Source organism: Acinetobacter sp. CY73 (assembly GCF_059515865.1).
In genome coordinates, this window is the sequence record NZ_JCAKMZ010000013.1 from 46,847 (window position 1) to 65,668 (window position 18,822).

The window sequence follows — 18,822 nt, forward strand, 5'->3', positions numbered from 1 at the left end:
TATAATATCTTTTCGCTATATCATGTTAGCCTTGAGAACGCATAATCACATTACGTTCTTCGACTTTCTTTTTCCATTGTTCTGCACGGCGAGTTCGGTCAGCCACTTGACCGACCAATTGTCCACACGCCGCATCAATATCATCACCACGTGTTTGACGAATCGTACACACAAATCCGGCATCAGACAAAGTTTTTTGGAAAGAAATAATTCGATTTCGGCTTGAACGACCGTATGGCGCATGCGGAAATGGATTAAATGGAATTAAATTAATTTTACTTGGTAAGTTTTTCAACAACTTAATCATTTGCTGCGCATGCTCTGGATGATCATTCACACCATCGAGCATCACATATTCAATGGTCACATGTTTACGCGAACTTTCATTGCCATCTTTGGCAATATAACGCTGACAAGCTGCGATCAACTGCTCAAGCGGATATTTCTTATTGATCGGCACCAACTCATTACGTAACTCATCATTTGGAGCATGTAATGAAATTGCGAGTGCAACATCAATGTCTTTGATCATTTGGTCAATCTTCGGTACGACCCCTGACGTCGAAAGGGTCACACGGCGTTTAGACATGCCATAAGCAAAGTCATCAAGCATGATACGCATTGAGTTTAATACTGCATCATAGTTGAGTAATGGTTCGCCCATCCCCATCATCACCACGTTCGTCACCGAACGCTCACGATCAGCTACAGGCACCTCTTCCATATAAGAAAAGTTTGCCATCCAAAGCTGACCAATAATTTCTGCTTGGTTTAAATCACGTTGAAAACCTTGTTTACCTGTCGAACAGAATGAGCAATCCAACGCACAACCGACTTGCGATGAGATACATAAAGTTTTACGTGCACCCGTTTTATCATCAGCAGGGATCAGTACAGTCTCAACCAAAGACCCTTCACCATCACCGACACGGAATACCCACTTACGTGTCCCATCTTTTGAATAATTACGATGTACCACTTCTGGCGCTTTGATTTCACACATGCGCTCTAATTTTTCACGGAGCTTGCCTGAAATATTGGTCATTTCAGCAAAGTCAGTCACAAAGAACTGGTGAATCCATTTCATCACCTGTCCTGCACGAAACTTCTTCTCTCCCATGTCTTCAAAAAATTTTTCCATTTGAGGACGAGACATGCCCAGTAAGTTCACCTTCTCAACCGTACTGGTTTGAATTGTACGAGGAGAGGATTGCTGTGGTTCATCTAAATGTACGGATGAAGCGACAACTTCTGAATTCATGAGGACTACCTAAATCATGTCGTGGGATGGAAGCGATTGCTCAATAATCGAGCAAAAAAATGTTTCGGGAATAAAAAAACCAGATAAGCAGTATATCACTTATCTGGTTCGAATACTGCGTATTAACGAGTACGTGGAGCAATCTCAGTTTGAGCGAAGAAGTAGTTAACTTCACGATCAGCTGATGCTACAGAGTCAGAACCGTGAGCAGCGTTTTCGTCGATGCTTACAGCGAAATCTGCACGGATCGTACCAGGAGCAGCTTCTTTAGGGTTAGTCGCGCCAAGAATGTCACGGTGAGCAAGAACAGCGTTTTCGCCTTCAAGAACAGATACAACTACAGGACCAGAAGTCATGAATGCAACAAGGTCACCAAAGAAACCACGTTCTTTGTGCTCAGCATAGAAGCCTTCAGCTTCAGCTTGAGTCAAATGTTTCATTTTAGTCGCAACGATTTTAAGACCCGCTTTTTCGAAACGAGCAAAGATGTCGCCGATGTTGTTTTTAGCAACTGCGTCTGGTTTAACGATAGATAATGTACGTTCAATAGCCATGATCGGCTCCTTAAGTCTATTTAGACGAGAAAATTTTGCGCATTATACCGAATAAAAGCCATTTTTCTGCTTTTACTGTGTAAAAAAATCGATTTTTTCAATTGGAGACTTAGCGCGCCTCATCAATCCAAGCCATCTGAATTCCTTCCAACAAACCTTCAGTCGATTTATTTGGATCATCAGAGAAATCAGGTAAAGCACATACCCATGCATGTAAATCCGTAAAACGAATCCATTGTGGGTCAACATCTGGATGTGCTTCAAGAAGTTCAATCGCGATATCAAGGGTATCCGTCCAACGTAAGCCCATAGGTATTCCTAAATTCAATGCTTTAAAGCTAAATATTAACAAAACTCAATAAACACGCCTATTCATTTTGTTACAGCGTTCATCTAATTCACCATCAACTTTTAAAAGGCTCTAAAGCAGAATATTCAAGTAAGATGCAAAGTGAATCATGCTCACCGCCATGACCGCACCAATACACGCCCCCACCAATACATCTGTTGGATAATGCAAGCCTAAAACCATCCGAGACAATGCCACCAAGAGCGTAAAGGGCAACATCACAATTAACAACATCGGCTGAATATACCCCAAGATGGTAGTAACCATGACCGCATGTAAGGTATGCCCTGAGGGAAAACTAAAATGATCCAGTGGTCGCTCACCCAAATGAATCACCTGATGCACTTGATACGGTCTAGGTCTGGTCGTTTTATTCTTTAAAGTTTTATAAATCACTGTTCCTAGACTACAACCCAAAATGAGATAAAGAATTTGTAGGCTGTAGCCGATTCCCTGTATGCCCCATACCAAAACCAACATCAAATACCAAAATAAACCATCACCCAGTCGGCTAATGACTTTAAAAAAATGAGCGATCTTGTGTTGATGCGAAAAATGATTGAGGTATAAACAGCCTTTTAAATCTAAATCCAATATTTTTGTTTTGGTGTTTTTAATATTCATAATCTCCACTCCTTGCATGTATAGGATTGAGAAGTTGCTTAGGTTGACCGGGATGAGCTTGATCTTTATGACCTAAACCTGGGCGACCCAAATCTTGATGACCGACATCTTGATGAACAATGTGATAAAACATGGCTTCTAACTGCTGAACAGGATGACTCCACCCTGCATTTTCAACTTTAATCAGCGCATTTCGTCCCATGGCATGCAGTATTTTATTGTTGGGTAGGTTCTGTAATTGTTGACTAAATCGTGGTTTTTCCCCAAGTGGAATCAACCATGCAGAATCTGCATCTAAATATTGTTTGGCACACGCATAATCATAAGCGACAACAGCTAAGCCACTTGCCATCGCTTCTAACACGACATTGCCAAAAGTTTCAGTCTGACTGGCAAAGCAAAATACATCTGCACTGGCAAATGCTTCTGCCAGTGCCTGACCTCGCAATACACCTGTAAAAATCACATCATGCTCTTTGCTGTAACGTTCAAGTCGCTCCCGATCTGGCCCATCTCCCACAATGACCAGTTTTGCTTTTTTATCTGAGTTTTGTTTGAGTTGAATATAGGCATCAATCAGCACTTGAATTTCTTTTTCTTGTGACACTCGTCCTACATAGAGCATCACTGTTGTAAACTCACATACATTCCATTTACGGCGTAAAACTGAGCTTCTAAAACGTGGTGAGAATTTTTCTATGTCCACACCTGTTTTAATCACCTGCACCTCACAGGTCACGCCAAAATTTTGGATGGCTTCTGCTGTGTCCCGACTAGGTACACACGTGACACGTGTATTATTATGAAACCATTTTAAATAATGCTGTATCGGCTTGACCAAAAAAGCCAAATCATAAAATCGGCTAAAATCTTGAAAAGCAGAATGAAAACCACTGGTTACAGGAATATTTTTGGCTTTTGCAGCTTGAAGTACAGCAAGCCCTAACGGCCCTTCCGTCACGATATGAACAATATCAGGGGCAAAAGCTTCAAATGACTTAGAAACCTTACGGTATTGAGGCCACCCAAACTGCATTTGTCCATACTTTGGAATCGTCTGCCCATTCACCAAACACTCCTTATTTGGAGCAAATTCTGTACAGGCAAATTTTTGTGAAGGTCGAATTAATAAAATCTTATGCCCTAGCTTCTGTAATCCTTTACAAATATGCAAGAGCGACAATGCCACACCATTGACTTCAGGTGACCACGTTTCAGTGACAATGGCTATTTTTAATCGAGGGCGAATCAAATCTTCGACTAACTTTAATTCAGACTGTGGATTATTTTGACTTTTAAAATGAAAACGATTGTGATCACATATTGTTCTCTGTCTAGATAATGCAGTGTCCATGATTCTCATCATTACACCTCTATTATTTCTTTTTTCATTACCAAACAGTAAAAGATAATAATTTCAATATCATGAATTTTTCATTAAAGTCTCGTGATATTTTTTTCTACAAACATATTCTGATGCATTTATAGAATTTTTCTATGATTTTAAATCACCACACTTAGATCATTTACTTGTGGTCATCATACCCTTTATTCATCAGCAACAATTTGATTGAGTAAGCCATTTTCAACTTGGAACAATTGCCCATTTCCAAAATCAATCTGTTGCTTTTCACCATGTAAGTTTGGAAATCCTACAATTTTTTCCAACTGCGGTGAGCGCTGATATTTGGTGGTTTTTGGGTTATACATCCAATAAATATAGCGCTTATCTGTGACTTTTCGGTCTTGCGACAGATCTGACAAAATCACGTCATAATAACCATCAAAGTTAATATCCATATAGCCCATACTGTTTGGATACGCTGAGAATCCTGTCAGTGTTTGCGCCACGGTATTGTTGGTTTTATTGATCACATCGACACGTGTAAGAAGTTGTTCACGCGTTTGGGTATCTGCTTTTACCCCATAGAATTTAAAAGTAAAGAGTGGTTTATTTTCGACTTTAAAGGCAGGCTCAAATTGAACTTCATGCCATTCATCATCCAATAATATTTTTGTTTGAAATATACCTGAATTTGAATCTAAAACACCTGTGATTTGCTTCAGTACTTCAATATTGGATTGTGTTGTTGTATCCGCATTCAGGGTTAAATAGTTACCCTTTTGCGTACCTTTAAGTTTAATTGAATCTGAATTTTCTAACACAGTTAAAGTGGCTTTAGGATTGGTAACACCAGCAAATAAACTTAAGAAATATTGTTGATCTGTAGATTGCAACATGCGTTGCATGGAGACTCGAACACTCAGTTTTTTTAATGGATTAAGTGATAAATCTTGAACTATCTCAGCATGCGTATATACAGGCATTGAGATCAGCATTGAGCTAAGAAATGTTTTTATTTTCATTATAAAATCCTGCATAAATCCAAAAAAATTAGTTTAATTTAGCATAAGCGCATCGCACTCAAATACCAAATTACTGATTTTCTCATACCCAATTAAACGATCTATTTAATTGACACATAAAATGAAGAAATCAATTTCATCGTTCGTCTACAAACCATATAGCCTACTAACCACCCTATCCAAGCCAAAGGGCAAAACACATAAAACCATCTACATTTCTGTATATGGAGATACCTATGCTTAAGCCAAATATTGTCAAACTCCCAATCTGGCATCATTCTCGAAGCAATTAAAACTCCAACCAAAGGAATAAAGCAAAATAAAATACTTAAAGAAATCCAAGCAAAACCCCATAAAACTTGGCTATAAAGAACTACTTTAATCTCATTTATTGAAAGTTGATTTATATGCAAACCCTCTACATGACTTTGAAGCTCACTTTCGCTCAACCCGATCTCAGTCCATGAAAAAGAGAAAAACTTCCATACCCTCAATTCATTTTCTAATCTCATGTTTTTTCAACCAAAATAAAGCTAATCTTCCCAAAATCAAAAACATATCCTCATGTTGAAGTTATTATTTAGATGTAAGATTAAGATTTAATATCGAATAATAATATTGCTGATTAATTGGGTATTGAGTTTTACCTATAAAAACTCTCGCAGCACACTGCCCAAACAAGGTCTGAGTATCTGACCATGCATTTTCAACAATTCCACTGGGATTGACATGTGCTACAACCTCAAATGATGTAGGCAATTCAAGCGGTGTACAGACCTCAAATATATTTCTTAAAATAGGTCCATTAGATAGATTAAGTGCCGACAAAACTTGCGGTTCAAGTTTTTTTTCAAAATCCAATGCTTCTTGCTTCATAGACTGATATTTTGCATGCGTCATAATCTCAGAATAGGCAAAATTGCTAAAAAGACTTGCACATATAACTGTGAAAAATTTAAATTTCATTATTATTCTCTTACTCATATATAGCTAAAGTATATAAAAATTTAAAAAAAAATTGCAAATATTCCAAAAAGATACTAGATCAACCATCTTTAAAATTCCAAAATAAAGAGAATCATTTTTACGCAAAAAAGCCTCTGTTAAAAACAAGGGATTTTTGAGTTAGAAATTTAAACTTAGCTCATTTCATTGTCTACGATTTTGTTCACTTGAATCCAAGGTACGAAAAATATAGCAAAGCAGTGCTTTGCTATATTTTGAGGCACGCAACTTAAATTTTGATCTATTAAAAAACCCACTCAAAATGAGTGGGTTTTCGCATTCAAATCAAATGATTCAAGAAATTAGTTTTTCTCTTTATCAACGATTTTGTTTGCTTGAATCCAAGGCATCATCGCACGAAGTTTGTTACCCGTTACTTCGATACCGTGAGCAGCATTTTGACGACGACGAGCAGTCATAGATGGGTAGTTCAACGCACCTTCTTGAATGAACATCTTCGCATATTCGCCAGATTGAATACGTTTAAGCGCATTACGCATCGCTTCACGAGACTGTTCATTGATGACTTCAGTACCTGTTACATATTCGCCATATTCGGCGTTGTTAGATACTGAGTAGTTCATGTCCGCGATACCGCCTTCGAACATTAAGTCAACGATCAATTTAAGTTCGTGTAGACATTCGAAATACGCCATTTCTGGTGCATAACCCGCTTCAACCAAAGTTTCGAAGCCCATTTTAACTAATTCTACAGCACCACCACAAAGAACTGCTTGCTCACCGAAAAGGTCAGTTTCAGTTTCTTCACGGAAAGAAGTTTCGATGATACCAGTACGGCCACCACCTACGCCTGAAGCGTAAGAAAGTGCAACGTTACGTGCATTACCAGAAGCATCTTGGTGAATCGCGATTAAATCAGGAACACCTGAACCACGTTGGTATTCAGAACGAACGGTATGACCAGGTGCTTTAGGCGCAACCATGATGACGTCTAAGTCTTTACGTGGCACAACTTGGTTATAAAGGATAGAGAAACCATGAGCAAATGCTAAAGTCGCACCTTGCTTGATGTTTGGCTCAATCTCGTCACGGTAAAGTTGAGATTGGAATTCATCCGGAGTCAAAATCATTACTACGTCAGCTTGCGCTACAGCAGCAGCAACTTCAGCAACTTTAAGACCAGAATTTTCAGCTTTTTTCCAAGATGCAGAGTTCGCACGTAAACCTACAGTTACGTCAACGCCTGAATCTTTAAGGTTAAGCGCATGCGCATGACCTTGTGAACCGTAACCAATGATCGCTACTTTTTTAGATTGGATGATTGATAAGTCTGTGTCTTTATCGTAAAAAATTTGCATTGCTGTCTCCGCTAAAATGCTTTTGTTTTCCCTTTCCCCGACCAAGTATTGAATGACTTGGTCAGATTTGCTCAAAGAGCAGGAAGAATTTGTGAATAAAATTTAAATCTATTTTGTCTAATTTTCTTTTTGAGAAAATTAAAGCGTTAAAACTTTTTCGCCACGTGCGATACCAGATACACCCGAACGTACAACTTCAAGAATGGTATTTTCAGCCAAAGCATCAATAAAACCATCAATTTTTTCAGTCGTACCAGCGATTTGAATCGTATATGTTGTAGGAGTTACATCGACAATCTGACCACGGAAAATATCCGCTGTGCGCTTAATTTCACCGCGTGCAGAACCCAATGCTTTAACTTTAATCAGCATCAGTTCACGTTCAATATGTGCACCTTCAGACAAATCAACCACTTTTACCACTTCAACTAACTTGTTTAATTGTTTGGTAATTTGTTCGATTTTGTGATCATCGCCATAAGTGGTCAAGGTTAAACGTGACATCGTCGAATCTTCAGTCGGTGCTACGTTTAGAGTCTCGATATTATAGTTACGTTGAGAAAATAAACCGACCAAACGTGAAAGCGCACCTGCTTCGTTTTCTACAAGTACAGAGATAATGTGTCTCATGCTGTGCGCTCCCCTTTTCCTAACCACATGTCTTGCATAGATTGACCTGCAATCAACATTGGGTATACATGTTCTGAACGATCAACCATCACGTTAATGAATACACATTTATCATTAATCGCCATCGCTTCTGCTAACTTAGACTCAAGTTCATCCGCATGGTCAATTTGAATACCGACGTGACCGTAAGCTTCCATCAATTTTGCAAAGTCAGGTAATGAGTCTACATACGAGCTTGAATGACGACCTTCGTAATTCATATCCTGCCATTGTTTAACCATACCCAGTGCACGGTTATTCAAGCATAGAATTTTTACATTTAAGCCATATTGCTTACACGTAGAAAGCTCTTGGATACACATCTGAATCGATGCTTCACCTGTAATACACACCACTTGTTGATCTGGGAACGCAAGCTTCGCTGCCATTGCATACGGCAAGCCAACACCCATGGTACCTAGACCACCCGAGTTGATCCATTGACGTGGACGTGTATATTTATAATAGTTCGCACCGAACATTTGATGCTGACCGACGTCAGAAGTAATAATCGCTTGGCTATTGGTGATTTTATCCAAAGCCTGAACCACTTGTTGTGGTTTCATACCACCATCCACAGCCGCTTCATAACGTAAGCCATGAACCTTGCGCCATTCATTAATTTGCGACCACCAAGAGGCAATCACGTCTGGATTCGGTTTAGAAACATTCAATTGTTTCAATTGAGCCAACATTTCTTGAAGAACTGGCTCTACCGCACCCACAATTGGAATGTGCGCCATGATGGTTTTTGAAATCGTGGCTGGATCGATATCAATATGAATCACTTTTGCATTGAGACAGAATTTTGCAGGATTATTGGTTACACGGTCATCAAAACGTGCACCGATCGCTAAAATCACGTCTGCATTATGCATCGTCATGTTGGCTTCGTATGTACCATGCATACCCAACATACCGATGAACTGCTCATCATTTCCAGGGAAAGCACCTAAACCCATCAAGGTATTGGTTACTGGATAATTTAAAAGATGTGCAAGCTCAGTCAACAATTCAGAAGCATTCCCTTGAACAACACCACCACCTGTATAAATGACAGGACGTTTAGCGTTAATTAATTCATCAATGGCTTTACGAATTTGACCAGTATGACCGCGATGTGGCGGTTGATACGAACGCATTTTTACTTTTTCTGGATATTCGTATGCAAACTTATCCGTTGGATTCGTTACATCTTTTGGAATATCAACAACAACAGGGCCTGGACGACCTGAAGACGCAATATAGAATGCTTTTTTAATAATTTCTGGAATTTCACTTGCATGACGCACTTGGAAACTATGCTTCACAATTGGACGTGATACACCGACCATATCTGTTTCTTGGAAAGCATCTTCACCAATTAAATGCGACGGCACCTGACCAGACAAAATCACCATTGGGATTGAGTCCATGTAGGCAGTTGCAATAGGTGTCACGGTGTTGGTTGCGCCCGGACCTGAAGTCACGAGAACCACACCTGTTTTACCTGTAACGCGCGAGTAAGCATCCGCCATATGACCAGCAGCTTGCTCATGGCGCACTAAGTAATGATTAATTTTGTCTTGCTTGAATAACGCGTCATAAATATGTAAAACCGCGCCGCCTGGATACCCAAAAACATGTTCAACGCCCTCGTCAGCCAAAGCGCGAACAAGCATTTCACCACCAGATAAAAGTTCCAACGTCTTCACCCTAAATATTATATGCACGAAGTTATGGGAGACATAACTCGAGACTCATTCATTCATTTGTATGCACTGTTATAGCACACATATACATTCGTTTTTGCTGTAATAAAAAAATTTCTGATTCACAACCGTTTGAGTTGTGAGTGCATATTCAACATGTTGGGATAAACATATTTCTGCGATTTCATCTTCTCGGCTTAGAGCAGATGTTATTACAAGCAATGTGTTTCATTCGAAGGGTGATCGAACAAAACATATAAAACTAGAGCAGCATTTTTAGTTATTTATAGGACTAAAGTCAAGGTTTGATGTGTGCTTTTTATTGTTTATTTACCAAGCGGGCGAATTTCAAACTATAACTTTTTCTTGTATCATTTATAAATAATAATTCAATCACTTATAAGATTATAAATTTCAAAAGGAAATCTTTTAACCTCATACTTTTCGATTAAAATTAAGACAAAATATCCAAATTTCCAGTAACAGGATATAATGTTTTAAAAATTTAAATACAACGATTCATTTTGAATGTAATTGGGAATTAGGTACACGGTATGAACAATAAAAAATTGATGCAAAAATCTGTTTTACTTGGGGCAACTTTGAGTCTGCTGTGTTCAGCACCATCACTTAGCTTTGCAAAAGAATATTACAAATGGGTAGATAGCAAAGGGACGACACATTACACAACCACGCCCCCACCTAAATCAAGTAAAAGCCGTGGCAAGATTGATACCTATGGTTATCGCACATCAACACCAACAACGTCTAACGCACAGCAAAATTCATCGAACACAAGTTCAACGAATACTGCTCCGACTTCAAATCCAGTGCAAGCACCACCAACTTCAAATAGCACGCAACCTCAAACGATGGATTCACAACAACGTGATGCCAATGCTGCACTACAAAATGGTGCTGTGGAACGTGCAGAGTTGCGTTAATTCAAAAAGTCTATTTAGTGAATTAATTTTTGCAAAGAATGCATCGCGCAAAATTCACTTTTAGGTGCATTTTGCGCTATGCTGTGCAACAAACTTTTTGACCGTAATTCACTAATACGTTTATGACTACTCACATTGATTCCGAATATCAAGCAAGTGCGATTGAGCCTCAAGTCCAACAAGACTGGGAATCTCGCAAAGCCTTTAAAGTTGCCGACACTGTAGAAGGTCCACGTCGTTATATCCTCTCGATGTTCCCTTACCCAAGCGGTAAACTGCATATGGGTCATGTGCGTAACTATACGATTGGTGACGTGATCAGTCGTTTTCATACACTCAAAGGTGAAACTGTGCTTCAACCAATGGGTTGGGATGCGTTTGGTTTACCTGCGGAAAATGCTGCAATTGCCCATCAAGTTGCGCCGGCAAAATGGACATTTGAAAACATTGCATACATGCGTGATCAACTTAAAAAATTAGGTTTGGCTGTCGATTGGGATCGTGAGTTCGCAACTTGCACACCAGAATACTATCGCTGGGAACAATGGTTATTTGTTCAACTTTATAAAAAAGGTCTGATCTACCGTAAACTTTCAACCGTGAACTGGGATCCTGTAGACCAAACTGTTTTAGCAAACGAACAAGTTGAAAATGGTCGCGGTTGGCGTTCTGGCGCATTGGTAGAAAAACGTGATATTCCAATGTATTACTTCCGTATCACGGATTATGCCCAAGAATTACTGGATGATTTAGACACGCTGAAAGACGGTTGGCCACAACAAGTTCTCACCATGCAACGTAACTGGATTGGTCGCTCACAAGGGATGGAGATTACCTTCCCTTCAGCGAATACCGACGTATATGCAGATGGTTTAACTGTATTTACCACACGTGCTGACACTTTAATGGGTGTGACGTATGTTGCTGTTGCAGCAGAACACCCAATGGCGCTGAAAGCGGCTGCTCTCCAATCAGAAGCAGGCAATCCTGAACTTGCTGCCTTTATTGAAGAGTGCCGTATGGGTTCAGTTGCTGAAGCTGATCTTGCGACTGCCGAGAAAAAAGGCATGGCAACAGGTCTTTCAGTTAAGCACCCTGTGACTGATGAAGAATTACCTGTTTGGATTGCAAACTATGTTCTTATGTCTTACGGCTCTGGCGCTGTCATGGCTGTTCCTGCTCATGACGAACGTGACTTTGAGTTTGCCAACAAATTCGGCTTAACCATCAAACAAGTCATTGATGCTAAAGGCGCAGATGACAGTGATTTTGACGCGACAGCTTGGCAAGAATGGTACGGCTCAAAAGAAGGCAAACTGGTAAATTCAGGCGAATTTGATGGTTTAGATTTACAAGGTGCATACGATGCTTTCCTTGCGAAACTAGAACCGACTGAACTTGCGAACACTAAAGTTCAATTCCGTTTACGTGACTGGGGTGTTTCTCGTCAGCGTTATTGGGGTTGTCCAATTCCAATGATTAACTGTCCAACATGTGGTCAAGTACCCGTGCCAGAAGACCAACTTCCAGTTGTACTTCCAACGGATGTGGTTCCAGATGGATCAGGCAATCCACTGAATAAAATGCCTGAGTTCTACGAAACTTCATGTCCAAGCTGTGGTGGCGATGCACGTCGTGAAACCGATACGCTAGATACTTTTGTAGAATCTTCCTGGTATTACGCACGTTATGCATCTCCAGATTTTACTGGCGGTATGGTTGATCCTGCTGCGGGTCAAACGTGGTTACCTGTAAACCAATATATTGGTGGTGTTGAACACGCCATTCTACATTTACTTTATGCACGTTTCTTCCACAAACTCATGCGTGATGAAGGCGTGGTACAAGGTAACGAACCATTCACTAACCTTCTGACCCAAGGCATGGTGCTTGCTGATACCTATTACCGTGAAGCGGAATCAGGCAAGAAAACCTGGTTTAACCCTGCCGACATCGAACTTGAGCGTGACGAGAAAGGTCGTGTGCTTTCTGCTAAATACAAACAAGATGGTCAAGATGTTGTGGTTGGCGGTCAAGAAAAAATGTCGAAATCGAAAAATAACGGTATCGACCCGCAATCGATTATTGATCAATACGGCGCAGATACTGCCCGTGTATTTATGATGTTTGCTGCACCACCTGATCAATCACTTGAATGGTCTGATGCGGGGGTTGAAGGCGCTAACCGTTTCTTAAAACGTGTATGGCGTTTGGCGACTGGTTTCCTTGAAAAAGGCAATAATGCATCAACCATCGACAAAGCTGCACTTTCAACCGCTGCACAAGACCTCCGTCGTAAAACGCACGAAACCATCCAAAAAGTGGGTGATGACATCGAACGTCGTCATGCATTTAACACGGCTATTGCCGCGATGATGGAACTCTTAAACGCAAACAATAAGTTTGAAGCCAAAGATGACAATGACGTTGCCGTAGCACGTGAGTCTATTACGACGCTTCTGACTTTACTTGCCCCATTTGCACCACATTTAAGCCAAACATTATTGGCTGAATTTGGGATCGAATTGGAAAAAGTATTGTTCCCAGTGGTGGATGAATCTGCCTTAACACGTAACACCCAAACCATTGTGGTTCAAGTCAACGGTAAGCTTCGTGGCAAATTAGAAGTGTCGGTGGATATTTCTAAAGATGATATCTTGGCGCTTGCAAAGGCATTGCCTGAAGTACAACAGTTCTTAACAGGTCCAACCAAGAAAGAAATTGTGGTTCCGAATAAACTCGTGAATTTAGTGGTTTAATTCTTTATAGCACCTTCTCCCTCTGGGAGAAGGTTGGGATGAGGGTTATTAAATAAATAAACCTCTCCCTAACCCTCTCCTAAAAGGATAGGGAATGCTTGAAGATAAATCCCTCCAAACCTCCCTTCACTAAAGGGAGGCTTAAAAAACACAAAGCCCGTTGCCAGCCAACGGGCTTTGCACATACAATCGAACATATCATTGATCTTCCTTATCTTGAGGAATATACACAGAGGATTACGCATGCATTTGGTCAAACGTTTAGCAGCAGTTGTTTTAACTTTGGGCTTAGGTGCAGGCTTAGTCGGCTGTGATTTTCATTTAAAAGGAACCAACCCAATGGCAACCCCATTGGTCTATACCAAACTAGAATTAATCCTGCCTGAAAATACTCAAGATTTAGAAAAGAAACTGAGCGCGTATTTATCAGCAACTGGCGTTCAATTGAGTAATGCCAATGATGCCTATGTCTTACGTGTGCTCGATTACAAGCCTGTACGTCATGAGCTCAAAGGAAGTCTAATTGAAGTCCTATTGCGTTTAAGCGTGACCTTTCAAATTGAAGATCGCCAAGGTAATCCGATTACAGAACCACGTACATTAACAGCATATCGTAGCTACCAATATAATGTTGCAACGGTGAACACCGATGATCAACAGTATCGTTATTTAAGCCAAATTTTAATTGATGACGTTGCACAGCAGATGTCACGTCAAATTTCGGCGAATCGTTTACCTAAAGCACAGGTCAATGTTCAACTCCCTATTCAGCAAGACGTTCAGCTGAATCAACCACAAAATTAATGAATCACTAAAACCATGAAGATAGATTACCTCCAAGCGTTAAAACGCGTTGATGAAGCTCGCGGTGCTTGGATTCTGCATGGGCAAGAACCGCTTCTCGAACAAAATTTGATTGATGCATTTCGTCAGAGTTGGACGAAACAAGATATTGAACGTCAGCGTTACGATATTGCTTCAGTCAGTGATTGGAAAAATGTCTTTAATGCCTTAAATAGTCTGTCTTTATTTTCTCAAAATTTAGCAGTTGAAGTGCATGGCAACATCAAACCTGATGCCAACACCCTCAAATTACTGAAAAGTTATATTCAACATAATGAACACAATTTACTTGTGATCATAATGCCCAAACAAGACAGTGCCAGTTTGAAATCTGCTTTTTTCCAAACGGTAGAAGCCAACGGCGTTGTTGTCGCTTTAACGGCAAATTATCCGCAAGAGCGCCAAAAAGTTTTAAGCTTTGAAGCCGATAAACTGGGGATACAACTGGATCGTGATGCATGGGTTTGGCTTGAACAACATCATGAGCACAACCTCCTTGCTGCAAAAAATAGCTTGATGCGTGTGGCTGACACATTTCCCAATGAAGCTCAAATTCAAGTCAATCATCTTGTTGAATGCTTGCAGGATCAATCGCGCTACAGCACTTTTGATCTGAGTGATTCAATGCTTGCAGGTCATTTGGCACAGTCGATTAAAACATTTCAGTATCTGATTGAATCTGGTGAAGCACCAAGTTTAATTCTTTGGACAATCAGTAAAGAAATGCGTTTACTCATGCAATTGTATGAGCAACCTCAAAATGCCTTACAACTCGGTATTTGGAAAACCAAAGTCAGTCAATATCAGCAAGCCTTACGTCGTTTAAATCCCCAACAATTTTTGACTTGGCCACTCCTTCTGCTTCGCATTGATTCTGCGATTAAAGGCAAAAGCCAAGAAAACCCCGAACATTTAATCCAGCAATGTATCGCTGAAGTCTGTGGTCGCACTCTATTCGTTCATTAATTAAAGCGATTTCAGATCATATTTTAAGACTCTATTTATTAATAATAATTATCATTTTCAATAATTTAAAATATTCACGCTTTCTCCTTATTTCACCTTTATAATTCGCATAATTTTCAAATTCTATTGACTACTATGCCAAAAATAAAATTAAGCAAACTGATTATCATTGCTGTCGTTGCGATTGCAATTGCGGCGACTGCTTGGTATTTCTTCAAGCCTGAGCCGGAGAAAAGTCAATTTATTACTGCTGAGGTGACGCGTGGTGATATTGAAAACTCAGTGCTTGCAACAGGTGTCCTTGAAGCGACCAAAATGGTCAGCGTCGGTTCACAGGTGTCCGGTCAAGTCAAAAAAATGTATGTGCAACTGGGTGATCAGGTTAAACAAGGTCAACTGATCGCGCAAATTGATTCTATCCGTCAAGAGAATGAACTCAAAACTGTAGAAGCCAATATTAAAAATCAACAAGCTCAATTGGCAACACGTCAAGCCAATCTGGCTAAAGTTGAGGCTGAATATAACCGTCAAAAAGCCATGTATGCTCAAGATGCAACGTCTCGTGCTGAACTAGAATCTGCACTTGCAAGCTTTAAAACAGCGCAATCAGACATCACTGCCGTGAATGCACAAATTGAACAATCTCGTTTAACGCTTTCAACTGCGAAAGAAGACTTGGGTTACACCCAAATTGTTGCACCGATGGATGGAACGATTGTTGCAATCGTGACTGAAGAAGGTCAAACGGTCAATGCGAATCAAAGTGCACCGACCATCGTCAAACTGGCAAAGTTGGACACCATGACCGTGAAATCTGAAATTTCAGAAGCCGATGTTATGAAAGTTCAAGAAGGTCAAAAAGTATACTTCACCACTTTAGGCAACAACGAGAAAAAGCATTACGCAACGCTTCGTCAAGTTGAACCTGCACCTAATTCAATCAATACTGAATCAAATGCCAATACATCTTCTACAAGCTCAGCGGTGTACTACAATGCTTTGTTTGATGTCCCCAATGAAGATGGCAAACTGCGTATTGATATGACGGCGCAAGTCTTCATTATTTTAGATGAAGCAAAAAATGTACTCACCATTCCCGCATCAGCTGTTCAAGCTTCAAATCGTCCACAGCGTCAACGCGCTCAAAAATCGACCCCTGAAGCAGGTGCTGAACCACCTCGTGGTGAACGTAACCGTGAAGGCAATGCCAATAATCCAAACCGCCCTGCTCGTTTAGAGCTGACTGCTGAAGAACGTCAGTTGATTGATCAAGGCAAGGCGTCGATCGGTATGGTTCGCGTATTGCAAGCAGATGGTTCTGCAAAACCTCAGTCTGTGTTGATCGGTTTAAATAACCGTGTGACCGCTGAAGTGATTCGTGGTTTGAAGCAAGGCGATAAAGTTGTGATTGCTGATGGTGCTGACTCATCGAATGATGCTGCGAAACGCGGTGCCCGTGGTGGCGCTGGTCCAATGAGAATGTAATCATGGATCAAAACAAGCAACCCTTACTCGAAGTTAAAAACCTGACCCGTGAATTCCCTGCTGGGGAAAGCACGGTACAGATTTTAAAAGGGGTAAATCTCGAAATTTATCCCGGTGAACTGGTGGCGATTGTCGGTCAATCTGGTTCAGGTAAATCCACGCTGATGAACATTTTGGGCTGTCTCGATCAGCCCACAGCAGGCAGTTATAAGGTTCAAGGACGTGAAACGCGCGAGTTAGAAGCCGATGAACTGGCTGAACTGCGTCGTGAATATTTTGGTTTTATTTTCCAGCGCTATCATTTATTGGGTGATCTGAATGCCGCAGGTAACGTTGAAGTCCCTGCCATTTATGCAGGTGCTGATTCGTCTGAACGTCATCAACGCTCAGTTCAGTTACTCACAGATTTGGGATTAAGCGATAAAACCCAAAACCGTCCAAGTCAGCTTTCTGGTGGTCAGCAACAACGTGTGTCAATTGCGCGTGCATTGATGAACGGTGGCGATGTGATTCTTGCCGATGAACCCACAGGTGCACTGGATAAGAATAGTGGTATTGAAGTGATGCGTATTTTGCGTGAGCTGAATGCCAAAGGTCACACCATTATTCTGGTCACGCATGATCACAATGTCGCTAAAAATGCCACACGTATTATTGAAATCTCGGATGGAAATATTATTTCCGATGAGCCGAATATACCCGTTAATGATGATGAACCTCTAGAGAAACACACTTTAGTTCGCCCTGAACAAAAGAAAATTTCATCATGGCGTTCTGCTATGGATCGCTTAGGTGAAGCATTCCGCATGGCGATCTTGGCCATGAATGCACACCGTATGCGTACCTTCTTAACCATGCTCGGGATCATTATTGGTATTGCCTCGGTGGTATCGGTAGTTGCGCTCGGGAATGGTTCACAAAAGCAGATTTTAGAGAATATTAGCAGTCTTGGCACCAATACCATTACCGTTTATCAAGGACGAGGTTTTGGTGACAACTCTCGATCCTCACAAAGCAAAACCTTAATTCCTGCCGATGCTGATGCCTTAGCAGAACAACCTTATGTCGACGGGGTCAGCCCATCGGTGAACTCCAGTGTGACAGGTCGCTTTAAGGATATCGAAGCTTCAACCACAGTGAATGGCGTGAGTGAAGATTTCTTCTATGTCAAAGGTCTCAACTTTCAATCAGGACAGCCTTTTGACAAACAAAGTATCAATGAACAAGCACAAGATGTGGTCATTGATGACAACACCAAGAAGACCTTTTTTGCTGATGGTTCAAATCCTGTCGGTCAAGTGATCTTACTTGGAAGTGTGCCGAGCCGTATTATTGGGGTCATTGAACCGCAAAAAAGCGCGATGGGCAATGCAGACAGTCTCAATGTCTACTTACCTTACTCCACTGTCATGAGCCGGATGTTGGGTCAATCCAATGTCCGTAGCATTATTGTCCGCATTAAAGATGAATACCCAAGTGCTGCCGCTGAAAATGCCATTTTGAATTTATTGGTACAGCGTCATGGTGCGCAAGATGTGTTTACGCAAAACTCTGACAGTATCCGTGAAACGATTCAACAAACCACACAAACCATGACTTTATTGGTTTCTGCTATTGCTGTGATTTCATTGGTGGTCGGTGGTATTGGAGTGATGAATATCATGCTGGTATCTGTGACTGAACGTACACAGGAAATCGGGGTGCGTATGGCGGTCGGTGCGCGTCAAAGTGACATTTTGCAACAGTTCCTGATTGAAGCCGTATTAGTTTGTATTTTAGGCGGGATATTAGGCGTGTTACTGTCACTTGGAATTGGACAATTGATTAGTCATTTTGCCGGCGGAACATTCCAAATGGCGTATTCAACGACATCCATTATTGCCGCTTTCGTATGTTCAAGCTTGATTGGTATCGTGTTCGGATTCATTCCTGCGCGTAACGCAGCTCGACTCAATCCTGTTGATGCACTTTCAAGAGAATAAGGAA

General features: G+C 40.8%; 17 protein-coding genes. 6 read left to right on the forward strand and 11 right to left on the reverse strand.

All coding sequences use genetic code 11. The annotated features are described in order from the left end of the window. Positions 1 to 25: 25 nt before the first annotated feature. The 11 genes from rlmN to AC5YD2_RS08140 form a co-directional block, all read right to left on the reverse strand. Complete coding sequence (rlmN, locus tag AC5YD2_RS08090; RefSeq protein WP_496125841.1) at positions 26 to 1,261, reverse strand: dual-specificity RNA methyltransferase RlmN; 1,236 nt, start codon at positions 1,259 to 1,261, stop codon at positions 26 to 28. Positions 1,262 to 1,383: 122 nt separating this feature from the next. Beyond that, positions 1,384 to 1,815 carry a nucleoside-diphosphate kinase gene (gene ndk / locus AC5YD2_RS08095; protein WP_496125842.1) on the reverse strand — a complete coding sequence of 144 codons (432 nt, stop codon included), beginning with the start codon at positions 1,813 to 1,815 and terminating at the stop codon, positions 1,384 to 1,386. Between the two features lie 109 nt (positions 1,816 to 1,924). Beyond that, the gene (gene iscX, locus AC5YD2_RS08100) at positions 1,925 to 2,125 is read right to left on the reverse strand and encodes a Fe-S cluster assembly protein IscX (protein ID WP_496125843.1); all 201 of its coding nucleotides are present in this window, start codon (positions 2,123 to 2,125) and stop codon (positions 1,925 to 1,927) included. 111 nt (positions 2,126 to 2,236) lie between these two features. Next, positions 2,237 to 2,788, reverse strand: a complete 552-nt coding sequence (locus tag AC5YD2_RS08105) for a phosphatase PAP2 family protein (RefSeq protein ID WP_496125844.1) — start codon at positions 2,786 to 2,788, stop codon at positions 2,237 to 2,239. Beyond that, positions 2,778 to 4,154, reverse strand: coding sequence for a glycosyltransferase family 4 protein (locus AC5YD2_RS08110; protein ID WP_496125845.1), 1,377 nt, complete (start codon positions 4,152 to 4,154; stop codon positions 2,778 to 2,780). Before AC5YD2_RS08110 ends, AC5YD2_RS08105 begins: the two co-directional genes overlap by 11 nt. Positions 4,155 to 4,336: 182 nt before the next feature. Then, positions 4,337 to 5,155, reverse strand: a complete 819-nt coding sequence (locus AC5YD2_RS08115) for an XAC2610-related protein (protein WP_496125846.1) — start codon at positions 5,153 to 5,155, stop codon at positions 4,337 to 4,339. Positions 5,156 to 5,256: 101 nt separating this feature from the next. Beyond that, the gene (locus AC5YD2_RS08120; protein WP_496125847.1) at positions 5,257 to 5,667 is read right to left on the reverse strand and encodes a hypothetical protein; all 411 of its coding nucleotides are present in this window, start codon (positions 5,665 to 5,667) and stop codon (positions 5,257 to 5,259) included. Between the two features lie 64 nt (positions 5,668 to 5,731). Further along, complete coding sequence (locus AC5YD2_RS08125; RefSeq protein WP_496125848.1) at positions 5,732 to 6,121, reverse strand: hypothetical protein; 390 nt, start codon at positions 6,119 to 6,121, stop codon at positions 5,732 to 5,734. Positions 6,122 to 6,462: 341 nt separating this feature from the next. Further along, positions 6,463 to 7,479, reverse strand: a complete 1,017-nt coding sequence (ilvC, locus tag AC5YD2_RS08130) for a ketol-acid reductoisomerase (RefSeq protein WP_496125849.1) — start codon at positions 7,477 to 7,479, stop codon at positions 6,463 to 6,465. A 138-nt stretch (positions 7,480 to 7,617) separates the two neighbouring features. Further along, positions 7,618 to 8,109: an acetolactate synthase small subunit gene (gene ilvN / locus AC5YD2_RS08135; RefSeq protein ID WP_496125850.1), complete on the reverse strand. Its 492-nt coding sequence runs from the start codon at positions 8,107 to 8,109 to the stop codon at positions 7,618 to 7,620. Further along, the gene (locus AC5YD2_RS08140) at positions 8,106 to 9,833 is read right to left on the reverse strand and encodes an acetolactate synthase 3 large subunit (protein WP_496125851.1); all 1,728 of its coding nucleotides are present in this window, start codon (positions 9,831 to 9,833) and stop codon (positions 8,106 to 8,108) included. The genes ilvN and AC5YD2_RS08140 overlap by 4 nt, the downstream gene beginning before the upstream one ends. A gap of 578 nt (positions 9,834 to 10,411) precedes the next feature. On the opposite strand from AC5YD2_RS08140, the gene AC5YD2_RS08145 reads away from it, so the two are divergent. The 6 genes from AC5YD2_RS08145 to AC5YD2_RS08170 all read left to right on the forward strand — a co-directional run bounded on the left by AC5YD2_RS08145 (position 10,412) and on the right by AC5YD2_RS08170 (position 18,818). Further along, positions 10,412 to 10,783 (forward strand): DUF4124 domain-containing protein, encoded by a 372-nt coding sequence (locus tag AC5YD2_RS08145; RefSeq protein ID WP_496125870.1) that lies wholly within the window; start codon positions 10,412 to 10,414, stop codon positions 10,781 to 10,783. Between the two features lie 122 nt (positions 10,784 to 10,905). Further along, a complete protein-coding gene (gene leuS, locus AC5YD2_RS08150) occupies positions 10,906 to 13,542 on the forward strand; it encodes a leucine--tRNA ligase (protein WP_496125852.1) in 2,637 nt (878 codons plus the stop codon). Positions 13,543 to 13,785: 243 nt separating this feature from the next. Next, positions 13,786 to 14,346: an LPS-assembly lipoprotein LptE gene (locus AC5YD2_RS08155; protein ID WP_496125853.1), complete on the forward strand. Its 561-nt coding sequence runs from the start codon at positions 13,786 to 13,788 to the stop codon at positions 14,344 to 14,346. Positions 14,347 to 14,361: 15 nt separating this feature from the next. After that, on the forward strand, positions 14,362 to 15,351 hold the full coding sequence (holA, locus tag AC5YD2_RS08160) for a DNA polymerase III subunit delta (RefSeq protein WP_496125854.1): 990 nt from the start codon (positions 14,362 to 14,364) through the stop codon (positions 15,349 to 15,351). Between the two features lie 135 nt (positions 15,352 to 15,486). Continuing rightward, complete coding sequence (locus AC5YD2_RS08165) at positions 15,487 to 16,836, forward strand: MacA family efflux pump subunit (protein ID WP_496125855.1); 1,350 nt, start codon at positions 15,487 to 15,489, stop codon at positions 16,834 to 16,836. A 2-nt stretch (positions 16,837 to 16,838) separates the two neighbouring features. After that, positions 16,839 to 18,818, forward strand: coding sequence for a MacB family efflux pump subunit (locus AC5YD2_RS08170; RefSeq protein ID WP_496125856.1), 1,980 nt, complete (start codon positions 16,839 to 16,841; stop codon positions 18,816 to 18,818). The last annotated feature ends 4 nt before the right edge of the window (positions 18,819 to 18,822 follow it).